The following is a 17,587-nucleotide window of genomic DNA, read 5'->3' on the forward strand; positions in this document are numbered from 1 at the left end:
GATGAATATAAAAAGAAGTCTTTTGGTAAAGATGGTTTTAACCTTTGTCTCTATTATGTTGTCGGCAATGGTGATTATTTCTGCTTTTACATACTATGGAAATGTAGAAATATTAAAAAAACATGCCTTTGAAAACAATGACAAGGAATTGTATGTTATATCTGAAAAAATAGATTCTTATCTTGAAATGCTGGATCTCGTTTCTGCTTTTACATATGAAACACAGCTGCAGGAGCTTCTGTCAAGAGTGGAAGAAGAATCTGCAATCACTAGGATGAGAAGGCTGCGCAGTTTTCAGCAGTTTTATTATAAACGGCTGGTCTCCTTGAATTTTGAAGGAGAAATTTCCGATATTTATTTCATTTATCCTGACGGGGAGGTGTTGCACCAGGGGGATGGAATATATGATGTGACCTATGATTTTACGAAGGAAGAGTGGTACAAAAAAGCAGAAAAGAATCAGGAACAGACAATTATAGTAAATACACACAGGCAGGAATATAATCTGAGCGGAAAATATCATACGCAGGGCGCTTTTAATGGAAACTATTATATATCGGTGGCGAAAAGGATTAATAGTTTAAACGGAATGGAAATGATGGGTGTCCTCTTTATGGATATCAATATAAAAAAACTGGATGAAATGCTGAATCCATTATACATAGGAAAAGAATCGGAGAGCTGGTTTGCAGATTCCGATGGGGTATGTGTATACAGCAAGGAACGGGAGGAGATTGGCAGGCCCCTTCCGTTTTCCTTTGGGGAAAACAGGAAAGATTCCAAGGCAGAGAGCGGAAATTTTACGTTTGTGGCGGATGGTGTGGAAAAACTTGTTTCGTATAAACGTTCCTCAAAAACAGGCTGGTATCTGGTGAGTGCAAAACCGACACAGGTGGTAATTTCCGATATTGCCCTGTTAAGGAGAAATATTCTGTTTGTGTCGGCTGCGGCTTTTGTTCTGGCTGTATTCATGGCAGTCAGTTTTTCCCGGCGTTTTTTCCGCCCTGTTAAAGCTTTGGCAGGAGCGATGAAGGAGGTTCAGGAGGGAAAACTGGATATCTGCGTAGATGTACAAAGTGAGGACGAAATCGGATATCTGACGAAAACCTTTAACCATATGGTACGGCGGATAAAAAAGTTAATAGAGGATAATTATCTGATTCGTCTGCGGGAAAAGGACGCACAGATAGAAGCCCTGCAGCTGCAGATTAATCCGCATTTCCTTTATAATACGCTGGAATCTATGAGCTGTATCGCTTATGTGCATGAAGTGGCAGAAATCAGTGTGATGTCCAGGGCGCTTGCAGATATGTTCCGTTACAGCATACGCAGGTCAGGAACCCTTGTGACAATAGAAGATGAATTAAACCATATCAGAAATTATATGAAGATACAGAAAGTCCGGTTCGGGAAAAAAGTTAATATTGATTATCGCATACAGCCGGAGATACTGCAGGAAAAGATTATTCCATTGATTTTACAGCCATTAGTGGAAAATTCCATAAAATATGGGGTTGAGGTAAAAATGGTTCCGGTAGATATTGTTATCAGTATTATGCAGGAAGAGGACGATATTGTTTTCAGAATCGAGGATAATGGATCTGGTATCAGTGCAGAAAAACAAAGAGAACTGTTCAGGAGTATGCGAGCAGGAGATCATCCGGGTGCTCTGGAGAAGAACGCCCACATCGGTATAGTAAATGTAAACAGCCGTCTTATTTATCAGTATGGAGAGATATCCGGGCTTCAGATTGAGAGTGAGGAAGGACATTTTACAAAAATAGGATTTCAGATTCCTTATTCCAAAGAAAGTGCACCAAAAGACTGAAATTAGGATCCTTGTATGCGGGGGCTTAAAACGGTACTATCATGATAGAAATTGCAATTTCATTCAAAGACCCGCAGCAAGGAGGAGATAGAAATGAAACCTGTACACCAAAAGTGTCGAGAAATATGGGAACAGATACGAAAAAACAGGAATGCGTATTTATTCCTGGCACCTATCCTTGTTTTTCTATGTACCTTCAAATATTATACTTTTTTTACCGCAATCAAAGAATCCTTCTTTCAATGGAATGGGGCCAATGTGAATGATTGGGTGGGATTAGATAATTACAGGAAGATACTGACGGAAAATACATTCTGGATATCCATGAAAAATGTAGGGATTATAACCATCTGCAATGTGATAATATGTGTCACCTTTCCCATGCTTGCAGCAATAATGGTGTATTCCTGCAAAAATAAACGCATTTCCAATTTTTTTAAAGTTTTGTACATAATTCCTATGGTAGTTCCAAGCCTGGTGGTGTTTCTTATGTGGAAGTGGATTTATGCGTTTGATACAGGAGCCATCAATCAGTTTTTAAGACTTTGCGGCCTGGATAATCTGGTGCATTCCTGGTTAGGGGAACCGGGAACCGCGCTGGCAGCAATTATTATGATAGGGTTTCCATTTATAGGTTCCTTCGGACTGCAGTTTCTGGTGTATTTGGGAGCACTGCTGAATATTTCGATGGATATCTGTGAATCGGCAAGACTGGACGGAATCAGGTGGTGGCAGAACATTATTTATATAGAATTGCCGCTGCTGAAGCCCCAGATGAAAATGTTTGTTATGCTTGCCATAATTAATTCCATGCAGTCCTTTGAGAATATTCTGGTGCTGACGGACGGGGGGCCTGGTAAAAGTACAATCGTACCGGCGCTTTATATGTATAAACAGGCTTTTACCTACAGTAATATGGGATATGCCTCGGCTGTGGGGGTGCTGCTGTTTCTGCTGGTGCTTGTGTTTACCATAATAAACTATAAATATGTAAACACGCAGGATTAAGGGGGGACGGGAGTTGAAAAAAAAGCAGATTGGACTTATTGTTGTACTTATTCTTATGGGAATACTGACTGTTTTCCCTTTTTATCTGACTATTGTTAATTCACTGAAGTATAACCTGCAGATAATAGAAAGTATCTGGTTTTTTGATATGCCGCTTCACTTTGACAACTATATCCGTGCAGCAAAGGAAATTATGGGAGGAATATTCAATTCCATTTTTTATACGGCAGTGATTCTGACGGCGACACTTGTGTTAGCTTCCCTTGCCGGCTATTCCTTTGCCATATTTAATTATCCGGGGCGTGATGTGCTGTATTTTGCTATTATCATGTTTCTGATGATACCGGGATTTGTCACATTAATCCCTCAGTTTATGCTGGTTAAGGACATGCGGCTGCTGAATACGAGAGCAGGGCTGATACTGCCGGTAATTGCCACAGCCTCCGTGATGCCGGTTATGTTTTTCCGGAATTACTTCGAAGGGCTTCCAAGGGAACTGTTTGAAGCAGCGCAGGTGGAAGGGGCCGGAGATCTGCGGATTTTTCTTTCCATTGTGGTGCCGTTGTCCAAATCCATGTTTGGAACGGTTGCCATAATGACAGGGCTTATGGCCTGGAACAATTATATCTGGCCTCTGGTAGCTGCAAATAACAGAAAAATCATGCCGGTAATTTTGCAGTTGCAGTATATTTCCCAGAATGCAAAGGAAGGAATGGGACCTGTTCTGGCAGGATATGTGATAGCATCCATTCCAATAGTCATTTTGTTTATGGCAGCGACGAAACCCTTTATACAAGGTGTCACTGCAGGTGCGGTAAAAATGTGACCGCTTGAAGAAGAAGGAGAGGTTTTTATGAAAAACAGAAAAAGTAAACTGGCTGGTCTGGCAGGAACGCTGCTGGCCTTAACAATTCTTCTGAATGGATGTGCTGCAAAGGAAGATACGGATACAATTAAAACTACGGGTGCGGCGGAAACAGAAGAAGCGGCGCGGACGTCTGCTGCATCGGAAAATGGCACAGAGGGCAGTCAGGCAGCCGGAACGGATCCGTTTGCCCCGGATCATACGATCAAAATCAGATTTGCTACAGGGACAATGGATTCGGATGATAATAAGGCAGCGTGGGAAGCGATCTTTGCAGCTTATAAAGAGGTTCAGCCCAATGTGGAAATTGAGCCGGTGCCGCTTGACTGGGCTAACCAGAGAACCTGGCTTACCATGCAGTTGACCGGTGGTACAGCCCCGGAGGTATTCCAGTCCAAGCTGTCCTGGGCCACAGATGACTATAATAAAGGTTTAATCAGGAATATTAATGATTTGATGGAATCTCCGAATCCCTACACGGACACACCTACCTGGAAAGAATTTTATGCGCCCTCGGTAATCAGCCAGATGCAGGCTATTTCCAAAGATTATTACAGTACCTGTAATTATATGGATATAGTTAAGGTTTTTTATAACAAAGATATGTTTACCCGGGCAGGGGTGACGGATATACCGGAAACCTGGGGGGAATTCCTGGATGTGCAGAAGAAGCTTAAGGAGACCGGATTTGCTCCTTTTGCCGTACCAAATTCCAAGCCGGCCGACAACATTTATAATTGGACGGAGAGGCTGCTTACTTACCAGGTGGTGGAGGAGCTGCTTCCGGAACTGGATGTAAACGGCAGCGGCAGTATTGAAACCAGTGAAATTGTCCGTGGTATCGATTTGGATATTATTAATATTGAGAAGTCTCCCTTCTCTGATGTATTTCCGATTCTGAAAGAGTGGAGCCAGTATTGGGCGGAAGGGTATAATGCCATTGACTTTACAACGGCAGAACAGATGTTTATCAGACAGGATGCTGCAATGATGCTGGGCATGCCCGGGACGGCCAAAAATATGACAGATATGGGAGCAGATTTCGAATATGGAGTTTTTACATTCCCTTATTTAACAAAAGAAGATACTCCCTATGCCTGTGAAGCCAACTATGAGATGGGGGCGGCTGTAACAGAGGTTTATTGTATTCCATCCAATATTGAAGGGGATGAACTGGCGGCTGCACAGGATTTCCTGCGTTTTCTGGGTTCTCCAAAGGTAATGGAAATGATGGCGGATCTGATGTACAAAATGCCAACATCAGCCGAACCGGTTACCGAAAGCCTGAATGGCTGGGCGCCGGAGGGTAGGACTGTAAAGCTGAATCTCTACGGACCGGCGGTGGATCAGACTTTTTTTGAGGACAGTGTCCTATTTGGACAGCTTTATATCGGGGATAACATCAGTCTGGAGGAATACCTGAAGGAACTCCAGAATTCTCTGAAAGATATGGCGGTGCGGCTGAAGGAAACGAATGGCTGGAGTGAAGAAAACAATTATGGTATTGTGGAATAAGAATGATGAGTAAACCAAATATTCTATATATTATGTGTGATCAGTTCCGCTATGACTGCATAGCTTCGTTGGGGAATAAAGAGGTGCGTACACCCAATATAGATCGTCTGGTCAGGAGAGGGATTGCGTTTGAAAATGCCTATTCAACCTGTCCGGTATGTGTTCCTGCAAGGTATACGCTAAGAACCGGCTGCGAACCGGCTGTGACGGGCTGCTATCAGAATGAAGCGCCGGAGGCTATGGACGGACTGCCGGACAATATGAAAGAACGATGCGGGGACTATCTGGCTTCTGTTATGAGAAAAGAAGGATACTATACCTTTGGTATTGGTAAATTTCATACATCGCCTGATTTTAAAGAGGATTTAGGATATGATCTTCAGATGAATACAGAGGAATTATGGGATTGTGTACAGGATCGGAAAAACGATGCCTATTATAGCTTTATCAGGCAGGAACATCCGGAATATAACCATATTGAACAGCTTCATGGGGAAAGAACGAATATGTATTATGTGCCCCAGGTCAGTCCTCTGCCATCCGGGCTGACTGTGGAAAGCTTTGTAGCGGACAGAGTGGTTGAGCAGCTGCATATGGTTAAGGATAAGCCATACTTCGGATTTGTATCTTTTATCGGTCCTCATCCTCCCTGCGCGCCGCCGGTTCCCTTTAACCGGATGTACAACCCGGACAGCCTTTCGAATCCCCTGCGGGGAAACAAGGAAATCGATTTTATGGATGAGCAGATCCCCTGGATGAATCATGTAATATGGGCTGAAGAAATGAATGATTTTGCCGCCAGAAATATAAAATCCAGGTATTACGGAGAGATAACTTATATAGATACTTGTATCGGCAGAATACTGGATGCTGTGGAGACCAGGGAAGACAGGGATGATACGTTGATTTGCTTTTTTTCGGATCATGGAGATCATTTGGGGGATCATCATGCATGGCAGAAAGAAAGTTACTTTGAACAAGCCTGCCATATCCCTTTCCTTTTAAGCTGGCCCGGGGGACCTGGAGTGCTGCATAAGGCGGCCGGCAGAAGGGATAACCAGCTTGTCTGTCTCACCGATTTATTCGGCATAGCAACATATGCGGCCGGAAATCTTCAGATCAGAGACGGGCATCCCATTATGGAGGTATTGGCGGGTAAGGAAAATGCGAGGGAAATCCTGTTTGCCTGTTATGGCCGTCCGGGAACACCTCAATTCAAGACCATGATACGATGGGGAGACTGGAAATATATTTATATGGCTAATGGGGGAAGGGAACAGCTGTTTCATCTCGGTGAGGATCCTGACGAAAGGATATTGTATAATGCGGGTCAGCCTCATATCATTGAGAAAATGCAAAAATGGAATTTTGATTTTTGCGGCAGAAAAGGGCTTCTATCTGCCAGAGAGGGAGCGGCGGTAAAACATTTTCCTTATAAGGAAAGGCCGCGGCTCCGGATCCGCCAGTTTGATTTATCGGGCGGGGTTCATGATTTTGGATAAACGGATAATATCTATACAGTTACGATCTGAAAAATTATGGTAAACAGTACCGCATCAGGCGGGCCATACCCATTCATTCCCGACAGGGAAATGGGGCGGCCTGCTTTTTTTTGCCGCATTGCCATAAACAGCCGCCATAAATTATACAACATTTACGTGGAAAGAAACAGAAAGGGAAGGGCACAGGCATTGACAAAAAGAAAGTTGAACAACAAAAATGCTGTAAAGCGAAATTCATATATGGAAATAAACAATTCTTAAAAATTTATTAATTTTTTAGTGACAAGCTCATGGAATTGGTGCATAATTTGAATGAAATTGTATTGTGAGTAACTATTGTCTGATTGTGAAAAAGGCGGACAATACGGCGTAAAGCACAGAAATACCATGCGCCGGATAACGCTGTACGCCTGCAGGAATAAATTATATGGAGGGATCATTATGGAGAATAAGTACTATGAGATGAATATCGCCGGCTGTATCAGAAAACTGCCCCGCATCCGTATCACCGACAATATGGAAATCGCCAGCTTTGTCCTTTTGGGAGATGCGGAGCTTGTTGTGAAAGCGGCTGCGGAGCTGGTAAAGAGAGTGCCGGAGGTGGATTACCTGATCACCGCCGAGGCCAAAGGAATTCCCCTCGTTCAGGAAATGGCACGTATTCTGGATATGAAACGCTATTTTGTTGCAAGAAAGAGCGTTAAGCCTTACATGATAGATCCGTTTGTAACGGAGGTTTATTCCATTACCACACAGAAAAAGCAGATCCTCTGCCTGGATAAGGAAGAGAGCAACCTGATTAGGGGGAAGAGAATCCTCATTGTGGATGACGTCATCAGCACGGGAGAGTCCTTAAAAGCTATGGAATCCCTGGTGGAAAAAGCCGGCGGAAAGATTGCGGGCAAGGCCGCCGTATTGGCGGAAGGGGATGCCGCAAAGCGTAAGGACATCGTCTATCTGGAATCATTCCCGGTATTCCCGGTCACCACATCCAGATAAAGGTTATGTCTGCCGGCGGAATCGGAAAATTGAGGAGAAAATTAAGTGGATTACGTAGTTAAAGATATCAGTTATAAATATACCTCCGATGGAAAAGAGGTTCTGAAACATGTCAGCTTTTCCATTGAGAAAGGAAAGGTTACGGCTATTGTCGGCCCCAGCGGCTGCGGAAAATCGACGCTGGTACAGATTTTCAGCCAGGTCATCCCCAAGCTCATCGGCAACGGTGAGCTTCAGGGCAGCTTTGACGTGCCGGAAGGTACTTTTGTCAGCGTGGTCAGCCAGTCGCCGGAAAACCAGCTGTTCGGCTATGGCGTGGAAGACGCCATTGCGTTTGGAATGGAAAATCTGGGAATTCCCCAGGAAGAGATTATGGAGCGGATGGAGTATGTGCTGGATCTGCTGAATCTCCAGTATCTGAGAAACCGGAGTGTGGCAAACCTTTCCGGCGGGCAGAGGCAGTCGGTATGTATTGCCTCGGTGCTTGCCATGGAGCCGGATATCCTGATTATGGACGAACCGGTCAGTTCTCTGGATCCCAATGGAAAAAAGATGGTACAGAATATCCTGGGGCAGCTGAGCATCAACGGCAACACCACAGTACTAGTGGATAATAATCTGGTATGGTCCGCAGGAATCGTCGATCATGTTATTGGTCTCCTGGACGGGGAAGTGGTTTTTGACGGTACCAGGGATGATTTTTTCAGGGATTTTGCATTGCAGGAAAAGCTGGGGGTCATTATTCCCCAGGAAGTGGAGATATACAGGGAATTGTCGAAAAGCTTCCCGCAGCTGGAGCTTTTTTACACGGTGGAAGAGGCAAAGAAGCAGCTGGAACAGCTGATCCCTGTAAAAGAGTTTACCAATACACAGGTGCAGGAAGAGGAAAAAGAGCCGGTGGTTACCGTGCATAATCTTGGAAAAACCTTTAATGACGGCTTCCATGCCCTGATTGATGTAAATGCCAATGTGGCGAAGGGGAAGGTAGTTGCTGTTTTAGGCCAGAACGGCTCCGGCAAAACCACCTTTGTCAAGCATCTGAACGGCCTGCACAAGCCCACGGAAGGGGATGTGCGCTACAAAGGGGAATCCATCATCAAAAAGACGGTTGCGCAGGTTTCCAAGAATATTATCCTGGTATTCCAGCATCCGGAGCATATGCTCTTTGAAGAAACGGTGGAGAGGGAGCTTACCTTCTGTGCCCGTATGCAGCAGGTGCCTTTTTCGGAGGAGCAGCTGATACAGGTGCTGAAGGCCTACCATCTGGAAGAGGAACGGGAAACCTTCCCGCTGAACCTGTCCATGGGGAAAAAGCACATGCTCACCATCCTTTCCGTATTATTCTCCAGCGCAGATGTAATCATTCTGGATGAGCCTACCCTGGGTATGGACGGCTTCCTGATAAAAGAGCTGGCCGATATGATCCAAAAGCTTTCCGAAGAAGGAAAGACCGTTATCATGATCAGCCATGAAATTCCATTGGTATTTAAAACGGTGGATGAAGCCATTATCTTAAACCAGGGTGAAAAAATCTTCGAAGGCTCCAAGGAAGCGCTGGCCCGCAGGGATGACATCTTTGAACACATCAATATCCAGCTGCCGCCTGTGGTACGGCTTTCCAAGGAATTGGGCCTGGATGAAATCTGTTACAGCGTGGAATCGTTTGCGGCGAAGATAGTGGAGAGAAGGAGTGTATAAATGGATTATTTACAGTATGTAGACGCGGACTCCCTGCTGCACAGGCTGGATCCCAGAACGAAGTTTGTCTTTTTCCTGGTAATGGCAATCCTGACCAGTGTTGTCAAGTCGGGAGTGGCGCTGCTTTTTTTGTTTGCTTTTTTTATTGCCATGTGGTGTACCTGCCGGATTCAGAAATATATCCTTGTCCTGGCAGGCAAGCTGAAGGTGCTTCTCATATTCATTTTTCTGCTGTGGCTGATTCTGGGACTGTTTGAAACCCCTGCGGTACAGGGAGGCCCCATTTTCTTTGAAACCATGATACCTTTTTTTAACGGACAGAGCATGCATATCTGTTTTGACTGGTATGACCTTTATAAGGGCGGCGTATATGCCCTGCGTATTTTCCTGATGATTTCCTCCTTTTACACGGTGCTTCTCACCACGAATTTCAGTGAAATCATCCTGGGGCTTCAGAAATGGAAAATTTCTTATGCGCTCGCGTTCGGTATCGGTTTGATTTTCCAGATCATCCCCATGATCATCACGGAACTGAACGCGATAATGGAAGCCCAAAGCTCCAGAGGACTTGAGATCGAGGATTGCGGATGGGTGACCAAGGTTAAGAACTACGTAACCTTTTCCCTGCCTCTTTTATTCCGTGTTATCAGCAAAGGACAGGCGATATCCCTGGCGATGCACTATTACCAGCTGAATTTTTCCATCCGCCGCACCGCCTATAAGGGGATTAAGGCGACGGCTTATGACGCCTGGTTTGTAGCTGCCAATGCAGTTGCAATTGCGATAACGATTGTACTTCGTATTAAATTCTATATTCCCGTATAAATACGGCTGCACTGCCACGGCTGTACGGCCACGGCTGCACTGCCGTTTATTCAACAAAAGCACGCTGCCGGAGGCAGCAGAACGGAGGATGTATGATTAAGAAATGGGAGAACCTGACAAGAGATGAAATCGCGGCGCTGGATAAGGACAAGTCCATTGTCCTGCTGCCGACTTCCGCTACGGAGCAGCACGGCGCCCATCTGCCGGTAGGAACGGATGCTATTATCCTTTCCACCCTGGTGGATAAAATGGTAAAGGAGTGTGAATTCGACGCGGGAAACCTTATTTTTGCCCCGCAGCTGAATGTAGGGAAAAGCAATGAGCATATGGGCTTCGCGGGGACGATTACCTTCGGGACGCAGACCTATTATTCCCTGCTTCATGACATTGCCGCCGCCATTTCCGCCAGCGGATTCAAAAAACTGGTGCTTTTCAACAGCCATGGGGGCAATACGGATATGCTGAACATGATCAGCCGTGATCTGCGTATTGACCTGGGACTGGATGTGTTTGTATTTGACTGGTGGTTCACGCCGTTCTGGAATGAAGGGCTGGAGGGGCTGCAGCAGTCCGGCAAATATGGGGTGTTCCATGCCTGTGAGCTGGAAACATCACTGATGCTTGCAGCAAGGCCGGAAACCGTACATATGGAGCTTGCCGTGGACGAAGAGCCTGCAGACTGTTTCAAGGGTGAGAAATATGTGACCGTATTCGGGCCTGTCAATGCGGGCTGGAAGACGAAGGATGTTACCCAAAGCGGTGTTATCGGCGCACCTACCTATGCCACAGCTGAAAAAGGTCATAAGCTTTTTGATTACGCGTGCAGGAAGCTTCTTGATATAGTAAATGAAATAGCTGGAATCAGCTATTAACCAGCCACGAATGAGGAGGAGAAAAAAGTGACTAAAAAATTTTCATTTGTTAACATCATTTTCTTTGTTGTATTTGGTGTTCTGACAGGTGTCCTTTGGGCTTATCTGTGCCCCATCCCGTTGATCCCGGGCGCCGTTCATTTCCGGACATTTGCATTTATCATTGTAGTTATCGGCTACCTTTTCGGACCCGTAACCGGCTTCTTTGCCGGATATATCGGAACCATAGTATGGGCTTTGCTTTCCGGGAACTTTATTCCCCTGCATTCCCCCCTTGCGGACGGTATTTCCGTAGGGCTTTCCGCAGCGCTGCCTTCCCTGATCCATCTGCAGGGCGGTAAGAAGGATCTGCTGAAGCTGATTGAGAATAAAGGAAAATTCATCGCAGTCAGCCTGTTCTGGAGCATTCTGTTCGGCGTGCTGATGATCCTGACAACCAGTATATCCCTTTCCTACTTTGCAGGGCTGGAATATGCGTATTGCGTGATCTGGATTGGTATTGCGGATGTTGTGCCGATTGCTTTGACACCTTTCGTTGTCCTGCTGCTTGCCAAGAGAATGAAGAATATCAGAAATATCGTGCCTTATATTTAAGACATCGGGTTAGGAAAAGAAAAACTTACGCGTAACCAGGAAGGGCCGCTTCCCGGCAGTTATCTGCCGGAAGCGGTCCTTTTTATGCGTACGGCTATCGCAGGTTCTTCCCAATCTGGCCGTAAACCGATTCCGCGTCCAGGATATGATAGGCTTTCGTCTGATGGTCGCCGGCGGCTCCGGCGGTGACAAGAATATATTCGGTATCCCCTATCCGGGCCAGACTTGCCAGGCACAGCCCCGCCTCGCTGGTATAACCGGTTTTGCCGCCAAGGATTTCCCCGCCGGGAATCTGTGGGGTATCCATATACTGAAACATGGAGCTGGAAAAGGTAAAGCCGTCCGGGTGCAGGTCGGTGGGAGATGTGCTGTAACGGCTTGTGGTAAAAGCCTTCCGGAATTCCTCATTCGCCAGGGCATAGCGGAGCAAAATGGCGATATCCTCCGCCGTGGAGTAATGATCTTCCTCATGCAGGCCGGTGGAATTGCAGAAATGTGTATTTTCCATGCCCAGCTGATCGGCTTTCCGATTCATCATCCCCACAAAATCCCGTTCCGACCCGGCGATATGATCGGCAAAAGCCAGGCAGCATTCCGCACCGGAAGGCAGCAGTATGCCGTAAAGCAGATCCCTGGCGCTCGCTTCCTCCCCGGGCTGAAAGCCGGCCATGGAAGCGTTCTGGATGTATAGCGTGGAAAAAAGGGAGTCCGGCAGGGGAATCATCTGATCCAAATCCGGTGTATTTTCAATAGCGAGTATAGCCGTCATGATTTTGGTCAGGGATGCCGGATAAATCCGTTCCGACTTCTGCCGGGACGCCAGGATTTCACCGCTGTCCAGCTCCTCCAAAATACATACAGGGCTGTAAAGCCGCTCCACATCCACCGTAAGAAGAGGCTCTTCGGATTCTTCCTCCGGACCTGTGTATTCCGGGGAAACGGAATAGCCGGACACATTTCCTGCATTTTCCTGCCGGAGAATTATTTGGCCGGAGATAAACACGGTGAGGCCGGCTATCATAATAATCACCAATAGGGTGCAAAACCGCCGGATGCGCCTGCGCCTTCTTCTGCGCTGTCTTTTTCGTCTTTGTATAGTAGCTTCCGATTTCATAAGTAGACCTGCCTTTCCTGAATGACTGAAGAGAATGCCGCCGCTGTTTTCCGGGTGACGGCCCTGCCGGAAGATATCGTTTATAAGGGCAGGCTCACGCGGAATGTGGTGAGTTCCTTCTCGCTGTCTGCCGAAATGGTTCCGCCGTGCAGGGTGATGATCTCCCGGGCAATAGCCAACCCCAGGCCCGCGCCTCCGGTATGGGAATTACGGGCATCGTCCAGACGGAAAAATTTATCAAAAATAGAAGTAAGCTGCTGCCGGGAAATGGTTTTCCCCCGGTTGCGGAAAAGGAGGATGATCTGATCGGCTTCCTCTTCTACAAGGATATCGATAGGAGTGCCCGGATAACTGTAATGGATCGCGTTTTTCAGCAGGTTATTGAATACTCTTGCCAGTTTTTCCGGATCTCCGTAAAGGGTACATTTTTCATCCGCCGACAGTTCTATCGTATTGCCATGGGCAGAGAGTACCGGATAGAATTCATCCGTCAGCTGTACCAGGAGATAATACAAATCAACCCGTTCTTTTTCCAGAACAATCTGCTGGAGGTTATACCGGGTGATTTCAAAGAATTCATTAATGAGCTTTTCCAGACGGTTGGCCTTATCCAGTGCAATATGCGTATATCTCGCTTTTTGCTTTGCAGGCATGTCCGGCGCTTCATCCAGAAGGCTGAGGTAGCCGATAACAGAGGTCAGCGGAGTTTTCAGATCGTGGGCAAGGTAAGTGATCAGGTCGTTTTTCCGGGCGGCCTCTTCCTTCAGAATCTGTTCGTGACGGAGCATTTTGGATTTGATCTGTACGATTTGGGCGGAAATCCCCGCGTATTCCTCCGGGAACCTATCGGAAACATCCCTGTCCTGTGTCATACAGCTATGGATTATTTCGCCCGCTTTGCGCAGGGCGTTGCGCTCACTGCGTGAGGAAGACAAGCGGGAGATGAAATAAACGGAAGCGATCCAAAGACTTACCGTGATGCTAAGGGTGCGCAGCAGAAGATTTTTCAGCTTGACCCAGTTCGGCATGCGGGTGATTCGTTCCAGCCCGGAATCATCAGGAAAGGATGCTTGCGTAATCATATAATTGGTATCAAACCAGTCCAGCACGGCTCCATTCGATATATTATCCACCAGGTAATACAGGAACAGGCAGAAAAAAATGCCTGCGCCTATGGATACGGCAAGTTTTCCATAAAAAGAGAATTTACGTTTCAATTTTATAACCGCACCCCCAGACTGTCTTAATGTATTTCGGATCCTCAAAGGAATCGTCCATCTTTTCCCGCAGATGACGGATATGGACGGTAATTGTGTTATTGCTCTTGTTGAAATATTCATCGCCCCAGACCTGATGGAAAAGATCCTCCGCACTCACCACGCTGCCCTTTTGCCGACACAGGATAGACAGAATGGAGAATTCCGTGGGTGTCAGGGTAAGCGGTTTCTCATTCAGGGTGCATTCATGGGTTCTGGTATTCAGCACCAGGCCTGAATGGGAGATAAGCTCCTCTGTCTGCTCCGTACCGGTATTGTAGTGCTTATACCGGCGAAGCTGGGCTTTTACCCGGGCAATCAGCTCCAGCGGCCGGAAGGGCTTGGTGATATAATCGTCGGCACCCAGGGTAAGTCCGTTTATTTTATCAATTTCCTCGCCCCTGGCCGTGAGCATGATAACAGGATACGTATGCTGTTCCCTGATTGTCCGGCATAACTGAAACCCGTTTGTTTCCGGCATCATCACATCCAGTATGGCCATATCCAGCACTTCCCCGCGGATGCATTCCAGCGCCTCCCGGGCGGTGTAATATTTAAAAACTTCATAATTTTCACTTTGCAGAAACAGGGTCACCAGATCTGCAATTTCCTGTTCGTCGTCTACAACAAGTATTTTTTCCCTCATAATGGCTGCCTCCTGTTAACATATCCTATCATAACAGAAAAAGGAACGGGGTTTGTAATGGTTTTCCTCACAAAATATTAAGATTTTCCTAATTTGTGAAGGAAATGGCATGTTTAGCTTAAAGCCGGTGTATTCAGATTTCTATTCTTTCATTGCAAAACGGTAGAATTTTTTATATTATTGTATTAGTTCGGGACGGTTTTGAAAATGGCAAAGCACTGTCCCTGTTGTGGAGGGACCCTGATACTGCGTGTTGCCAAAAAAGGAGCTAATGCTGGTAATCGTTTCTATGGCTGTTCGTTTTCCATGGGGCATATTCGGTAAAGAAGCAGGAAAGGAGACAGATAGCAGAAATGACACGGATTCTACTCATCGAGGACGATACGGATATCAACAATATGACTGCGGAATTCCTGCGGGAAAAGGGCTGTGAAGCGGAACAGGCTTTTTCCGGGACGGAGGGACGGCTGCTTTGGCAGATGAAGGAGTTTGATCTGCTTCTTCTGGATTTGATGCTGCCCGGGCTTTCCGGTGAGGAGCTGATCAGACAGATCCGCGCGGTCAGCCGGATTCCGGTGATAGTGCTCACCGCCAAAAATGCGCTGGAGGACAAGGTGGAGCTTCTTGGCGGAGGGGCGGACGATTACCTCACCAAGCCTTTTGAACTGGAAGAGTTGTGGGTACGCATCCAGGTGCAGCTCCGCCACAGAGGCAGCATAAGGGGAGAAAAGGAGCTTGTTTTTAAAGACTGGACGATTGACCGGGAGGGCAGGTCATTGAAGGCGGGAGGAACGTTGGTGGAGTTAACGGCCCATGAGCTGGGTATTGTGGAGCTTATGATGCGTCATCCCAAAAAGGTTTTTACAAGGCAGGAAATATACGAAGCCGTGTGGCAGCAGGATGCTTTTATAGAAGATAAGACGATAAATGTGCATGTGAGCAATATCCGTGCAAAGCTGCGCGCGGCAGGGGCGCAGGACTATATTCAGACTGTGTGGGGAATCGGATTTAAGATGGCGGAATAACATTTAACTTTTTCTTTATCTTTTCTTTGCGATTTCTCCACTTCTTTCTGCGATAGTAGAGATATCAAAGCAAGGAGGTACTCACATAATGGAAGTAGTACAGACAAAAGCGCTCTGCAAATCCTACGGACAGAAACGTGCGGTGGACAATCTGTCCATGTCCGTTCATGAGGGCGATATTTACGGATTTATAGGGAAGAACGGGGCGGGAAAATCCACAGCGCTGAAAATGCTGTGTGCCCTGGCGGCACCTACCTCGGGGCAGATATCGATTTTTGGAAAACCGGTTTCCGACAGCGTTTCCAGGAAAAGGACAGGAATTCTGGTGGAAAGCCCCGGAATTTACCCGAATCTGAGCGCCCGGGAAAATATGATGCTGAAGGCCACCTGTCTGGGGCTGGTGGATGAAAAACAACGTACGCCACGCTTGGCGGGCCATCCTTATGTTCTGCAGAAGGTGCAGGAGCTGCTTCTGCTGACGGGTCTTTCGGATACCGGCAAGAAGAAAACCAAGCAGTTTTCCATGGGAATGAAGCAGCGTCTGGGGATTGCCATGGCCCTTCTGGGAAATCCGGATCTTTTAATCCTCGATGAGCCTATCAACGGCCTGGATCCTGAAGGAATGGCGGAGGTACGCACACTCCTTCTGAAACTGAATCAGGAAAAAGGCATTACAATCCTGTTAAGCTCCCACATCCTGGGTGAGCTGAGCAAGCTGGCAACCCGTTACGGCGTGATCCGGGACGGAAGGATGGTGACGGAAATTACGGCACAGGAGCTGGAGGAAAACTGCCGGGATTATCTGCATGTGAGAGTGGATAAGCCGAAGGAGGCGGCCGTCTGTCTGGAACAGGATCTGGGTATCGTCCGTTATGAGGTCAGGCCCGGGGGACAGCTTCTTATTTTTGATATATGTGAAAGTGACAAGGTGAGCCGTGCCCTTACGGGGAGAGGAATCGTGGTTCAGGAGCTTTACCTGCATCGGAGGGATTTGGAAGAATACTTCCTGGAGCTGATGGGAGGTGGGGAAAATGCTTAATATGCTGCGCATGGATTTACGCCGGATGTTCCGGTCTAAAATGATGTATGTTGCATTTTTCTGCCTGGCGGCAGGAATTCTGATTTCCATTATCACCCTGCGTACAGTGACGGATCCCGAGCTTCGTCAGCAGGCGGTCGATGCGGGGGTGGATATTACGGCGGGAGATCAGGCCGACTTTGATGCCATTCGTGCCCTGACGGAAATGCAGGCATTGTGTACAACGATTTACAGCGGCGGCTTCATTTATGTGGCACTGTATATCGTGGTGGTATTATTTGTCTGTACGGATTACAGCAGCGGCTTTGCCAAAAATATTTTTTCTTTCTGCGGAAGCCGGTGGCGTTATTTTTTTAGTAAGCTTTTATGCATGATCGCAGTATGCGCCTTGTGGATTTTGGGAAGCTTTCTCGTCTTTCGGATAAGCTCTCTCCTGGGAGGAATGAATTTCGTAAGGAGCGGGATTGATGAATATCTGAAGGTTTTTCTGGGTTATCTGTTTGTCGGAACGGCCTTTTGTGCCCAGGCGATATTTTTGAGCGTATGGCTGCGCAGTGAGGGGGCCGGGATTGCGGCAGCGATTGTCCTTCCCGGAGGGATTGTGACGGTTATGCTGGAAGCACTGCTTGGAAACTGGGGAATCTCCATTATAGACAGAACCCTTTACGGCAGTGTGCAGGCAATAACCGCGAGCGTAACCCAGGGAGGCCCTTCTGCCGGGGCCGCGGTGATTGCCGGTATCTGGCTGGCAGTCTGGACGGTTCTGAGTCTGCTGGCATTGTATAAAAAGGACATTTAGGG

16 protein-coding genes are annotated in these 17,587 nt (G+C 47.0%); 13 read left to right on the forward strand and 3 right to left on the reverse strand.

Annotated elements, in window-relative coordinates; translation table 11 throughout:
- Position 1 precedes the first annotated feature (1 nt).
- The 10 genes from DXA36_RS10495 to DXA36_RS10540 all read left to right on the forward strand — a co-directional run bounded on the left by DXA36_RS10495 (position 2) and on the right by DXA36_RS10540 (position 11,706).
- Positions 2-1,828 carry a cache domain-containing sensor histidine kinase gene (locus DXA36_RS10495; protein ID WP_118678871.1) on the forward strand — a complete coding sequence of 609 codons (1,827 nt, stop codon included), beginning with the start codon at positions 2-4 and terminating at the stop codon, positions 1,826-1,828.
- 93 nt (positions 1,829-1,921) lie between these two features.
- On the forward strand, positions 1,922-2,836 hold the full coding sequence (locus tag DXA36_RS10500; RefSeq protein WP_118678873.1) for a carbohydrate ABC transporter permease: 915 nt from the start codon (positions 1,922-1,924) through the stop codon (positions 2,834-2,836).
- Positions 2,837-2,849: 13 nt separating this feature from the next.
- Positions 2,850-3,662: a carbohydrate ABC transporter permease gene (locus tag DXA36_RS10505; protein WP_118678875.1), complete on the forward strand. Its 813-nt coding sequence runs from the start codon at positions 2,850-2,852 to the stop codon at positions 3,660-3,662.
- Positions 3,663-3,689: 27 nt separating this feature from the next.
- A complete protein-coding gene (locus tag DXA36_RS10510; RefSeq protein ID WP_118678877.1) occupies positions 3,690-5,216 on the forward strand; it encodes an ABC transporter substrate-binding protein in 1,527 nt (508 codons plus the stop codon).
- 2 nt (positions 5,217-5,218) lie between these two features.
- Entirely contained in the window at positions 5,219-6,718 is a 1,500-nt protein-coding gene (locus DXA36_RS10515; protein WP_118678879.1) for a sulfatase family protein, read from the forward strand.
- 441 nt (positions 6,719-7,159) lie between these two features.
- The gene (locus DXA36_RS10520) at positions 7,160-7,717 is read left to right on the forward strand and encodes a phosphoribosyltransferase family protein (protein WP_118678992.1); all 558 of its coding nucleotides are present in this window, start codon (positions 7,160-7,162) and stop codon (positions 7,715-7,717) included.
- A 45-nt stretch (positions 7,718-7,762) separates the two neighbouring features.
- Positions 7,763-9,415 (forward strand): ABC transporter ATP-binding protein, encoded by a 1,653-nt coding sequence (locus DXA36_RS10525; RefSeq protein ID WP_118678881.1) that lies wholly within the window; start codon positions 7,763-7,765, stop codon positions 9,413-9,415.
- Positions 9,416-10,240, forward strand: coding sequence for an energy-coupling factor transporter transmembrane component T family protein (locus DXA36_RS10530; protein ID WP_118678883.1), 825 nt, complete (start codon positions 9,416-9,418; stop codon positions 10,238-10,240).
- Positions 10,241-10,332: 92 nt separating this feature from the next.
- The gene (locus DXA36_RS10535) at positions 10,333-11,112 is read left to right on the forward strand and encodes a creatininase family protein (protein WP_118678885.1); all 780 of its coding nucleotides are present in this window, start codon (positions 10,333-10,335) and stop codon (positions 11,110-11,112) included.
- 27 nt (positions 11,113-11,139) lie between these two features.
- A complete protein-coding gene (locus DXA36_RS10540; protein WP_118678887.1) occupies positions 11,140-11,706 on the forward strand; it encodes an aminotriazole resistance protein in 567 nt (188 codons plus the stop codon).
- 94 nt (positions 11,707-11,800) lie between these two features.
- Here the strand turns inward: DXA36_RS10540 and DXA36_RS10545 are convergent, their stop codons facing one another.
- The 3 genes from DXA36_RS10545 to vanR all read right to left on the reverse strand — a co-directional run bounded on the left by DXA36_RS10545 (position 11,801) and on the right by vanR (position 14,722).
- Complete coding sequence (locus DXA36_RS10545; protein WP_243114608.1) at positions 11,801-12,820, reverse strand: D-alanyl-D-alanine carboxypeptidase family protein; 1,020 nt, start codon at positions 12,818-12,820, stop codon at positions 11,801-11,803.
- An 80-nt stretch (positions 12,821-12,900) separates the two neighbouring features.
- Positions 12,901-14,037 carry a sensor histidine kinase gene (locus DXA36_RS10550; RefSeq protein WP_330425010.1) on the reverse strand — a complete coding sequence of 379 codons (1,137 nt, stop codon included), beginning with the start codon at positions 14,035-14,037 and terminating at the stop codon, positions 12,901-12,903.
- Positions 14,027-14,722, reverse strand: a complete 696-nt coding sequence (gene vanR / locus DXA36_RS10555; RefSeq protein WP_118678889.1) for a VanR-ABDEGLN family response regulator transcription factor — start codon at positions 14,720-14,722, stop codon at positions 14,027-14,029. The genes DXA36_RS10550 and vanR overlap by 11 nt, the downstream gene beginning before the upstream one ends.
- Positions 14,723-15,075: 353 nt before the next feature.
- Here vanR and DXA36_RS10565 point away from each other — a divergent pair, with 353 nt between their 5' ends.
- The 3 genes from DXA36_RS10565 to DXA36_RS10575 all read left to right on the forward strand — a co-directional run bounded on the left by DXA36_RS10565 (position 15,076) and on the right by DXA36_RS10575 (position 17,585).
- Positions 15,076-15,747 (forward strand): response regulator transcription factor, encoded by a 672-nt coding sequence (locus DXA36_RS10565; protein WP_118678891.1) that lies wholly within the window; start codon positions 15,076-15,078, stop codon positions 15,745-15,747.
- A gap of 88 nt (positions 15,748-15,835) precedes the next feature.
- The gene (locus DXA36_RS10570; RefSeq protein ID WP_118678893.1) at positions 15,836-16,786 is read left to right on the forward strand and encodes an ATP-binding cassette domain-containing protein; all 951 of its coding nucleotides are present in this window, start codon (positions 15,836-15,838) and stop codon (positions 16,784-16,786) included.
- Entirely contained in the window at positions 16,779-17,585 is an 807-nt protein-coding gene (locus DXA36_RS10575) for an ABC transporter permease subunit (protein ID WP_118678895.1), read from the forward strand. The genes DXA36_RS10570 and DXA36_RS10575 overlap by 8 nt, the downstream gene beginning before the upstream one ends.
- The last annotated feature ends 2 nt before the right edge of the window (positions 17,586-17,587 follow it).

It is taken from the genome of Eisenbergiella sp. OF01-20, assembly GCF_003478085.1.
Classification (GTDB): Bacteria; Bacillota; Clostridia; order Lachnospirales; family Lachnospiraceae; genus Eisenbergiella.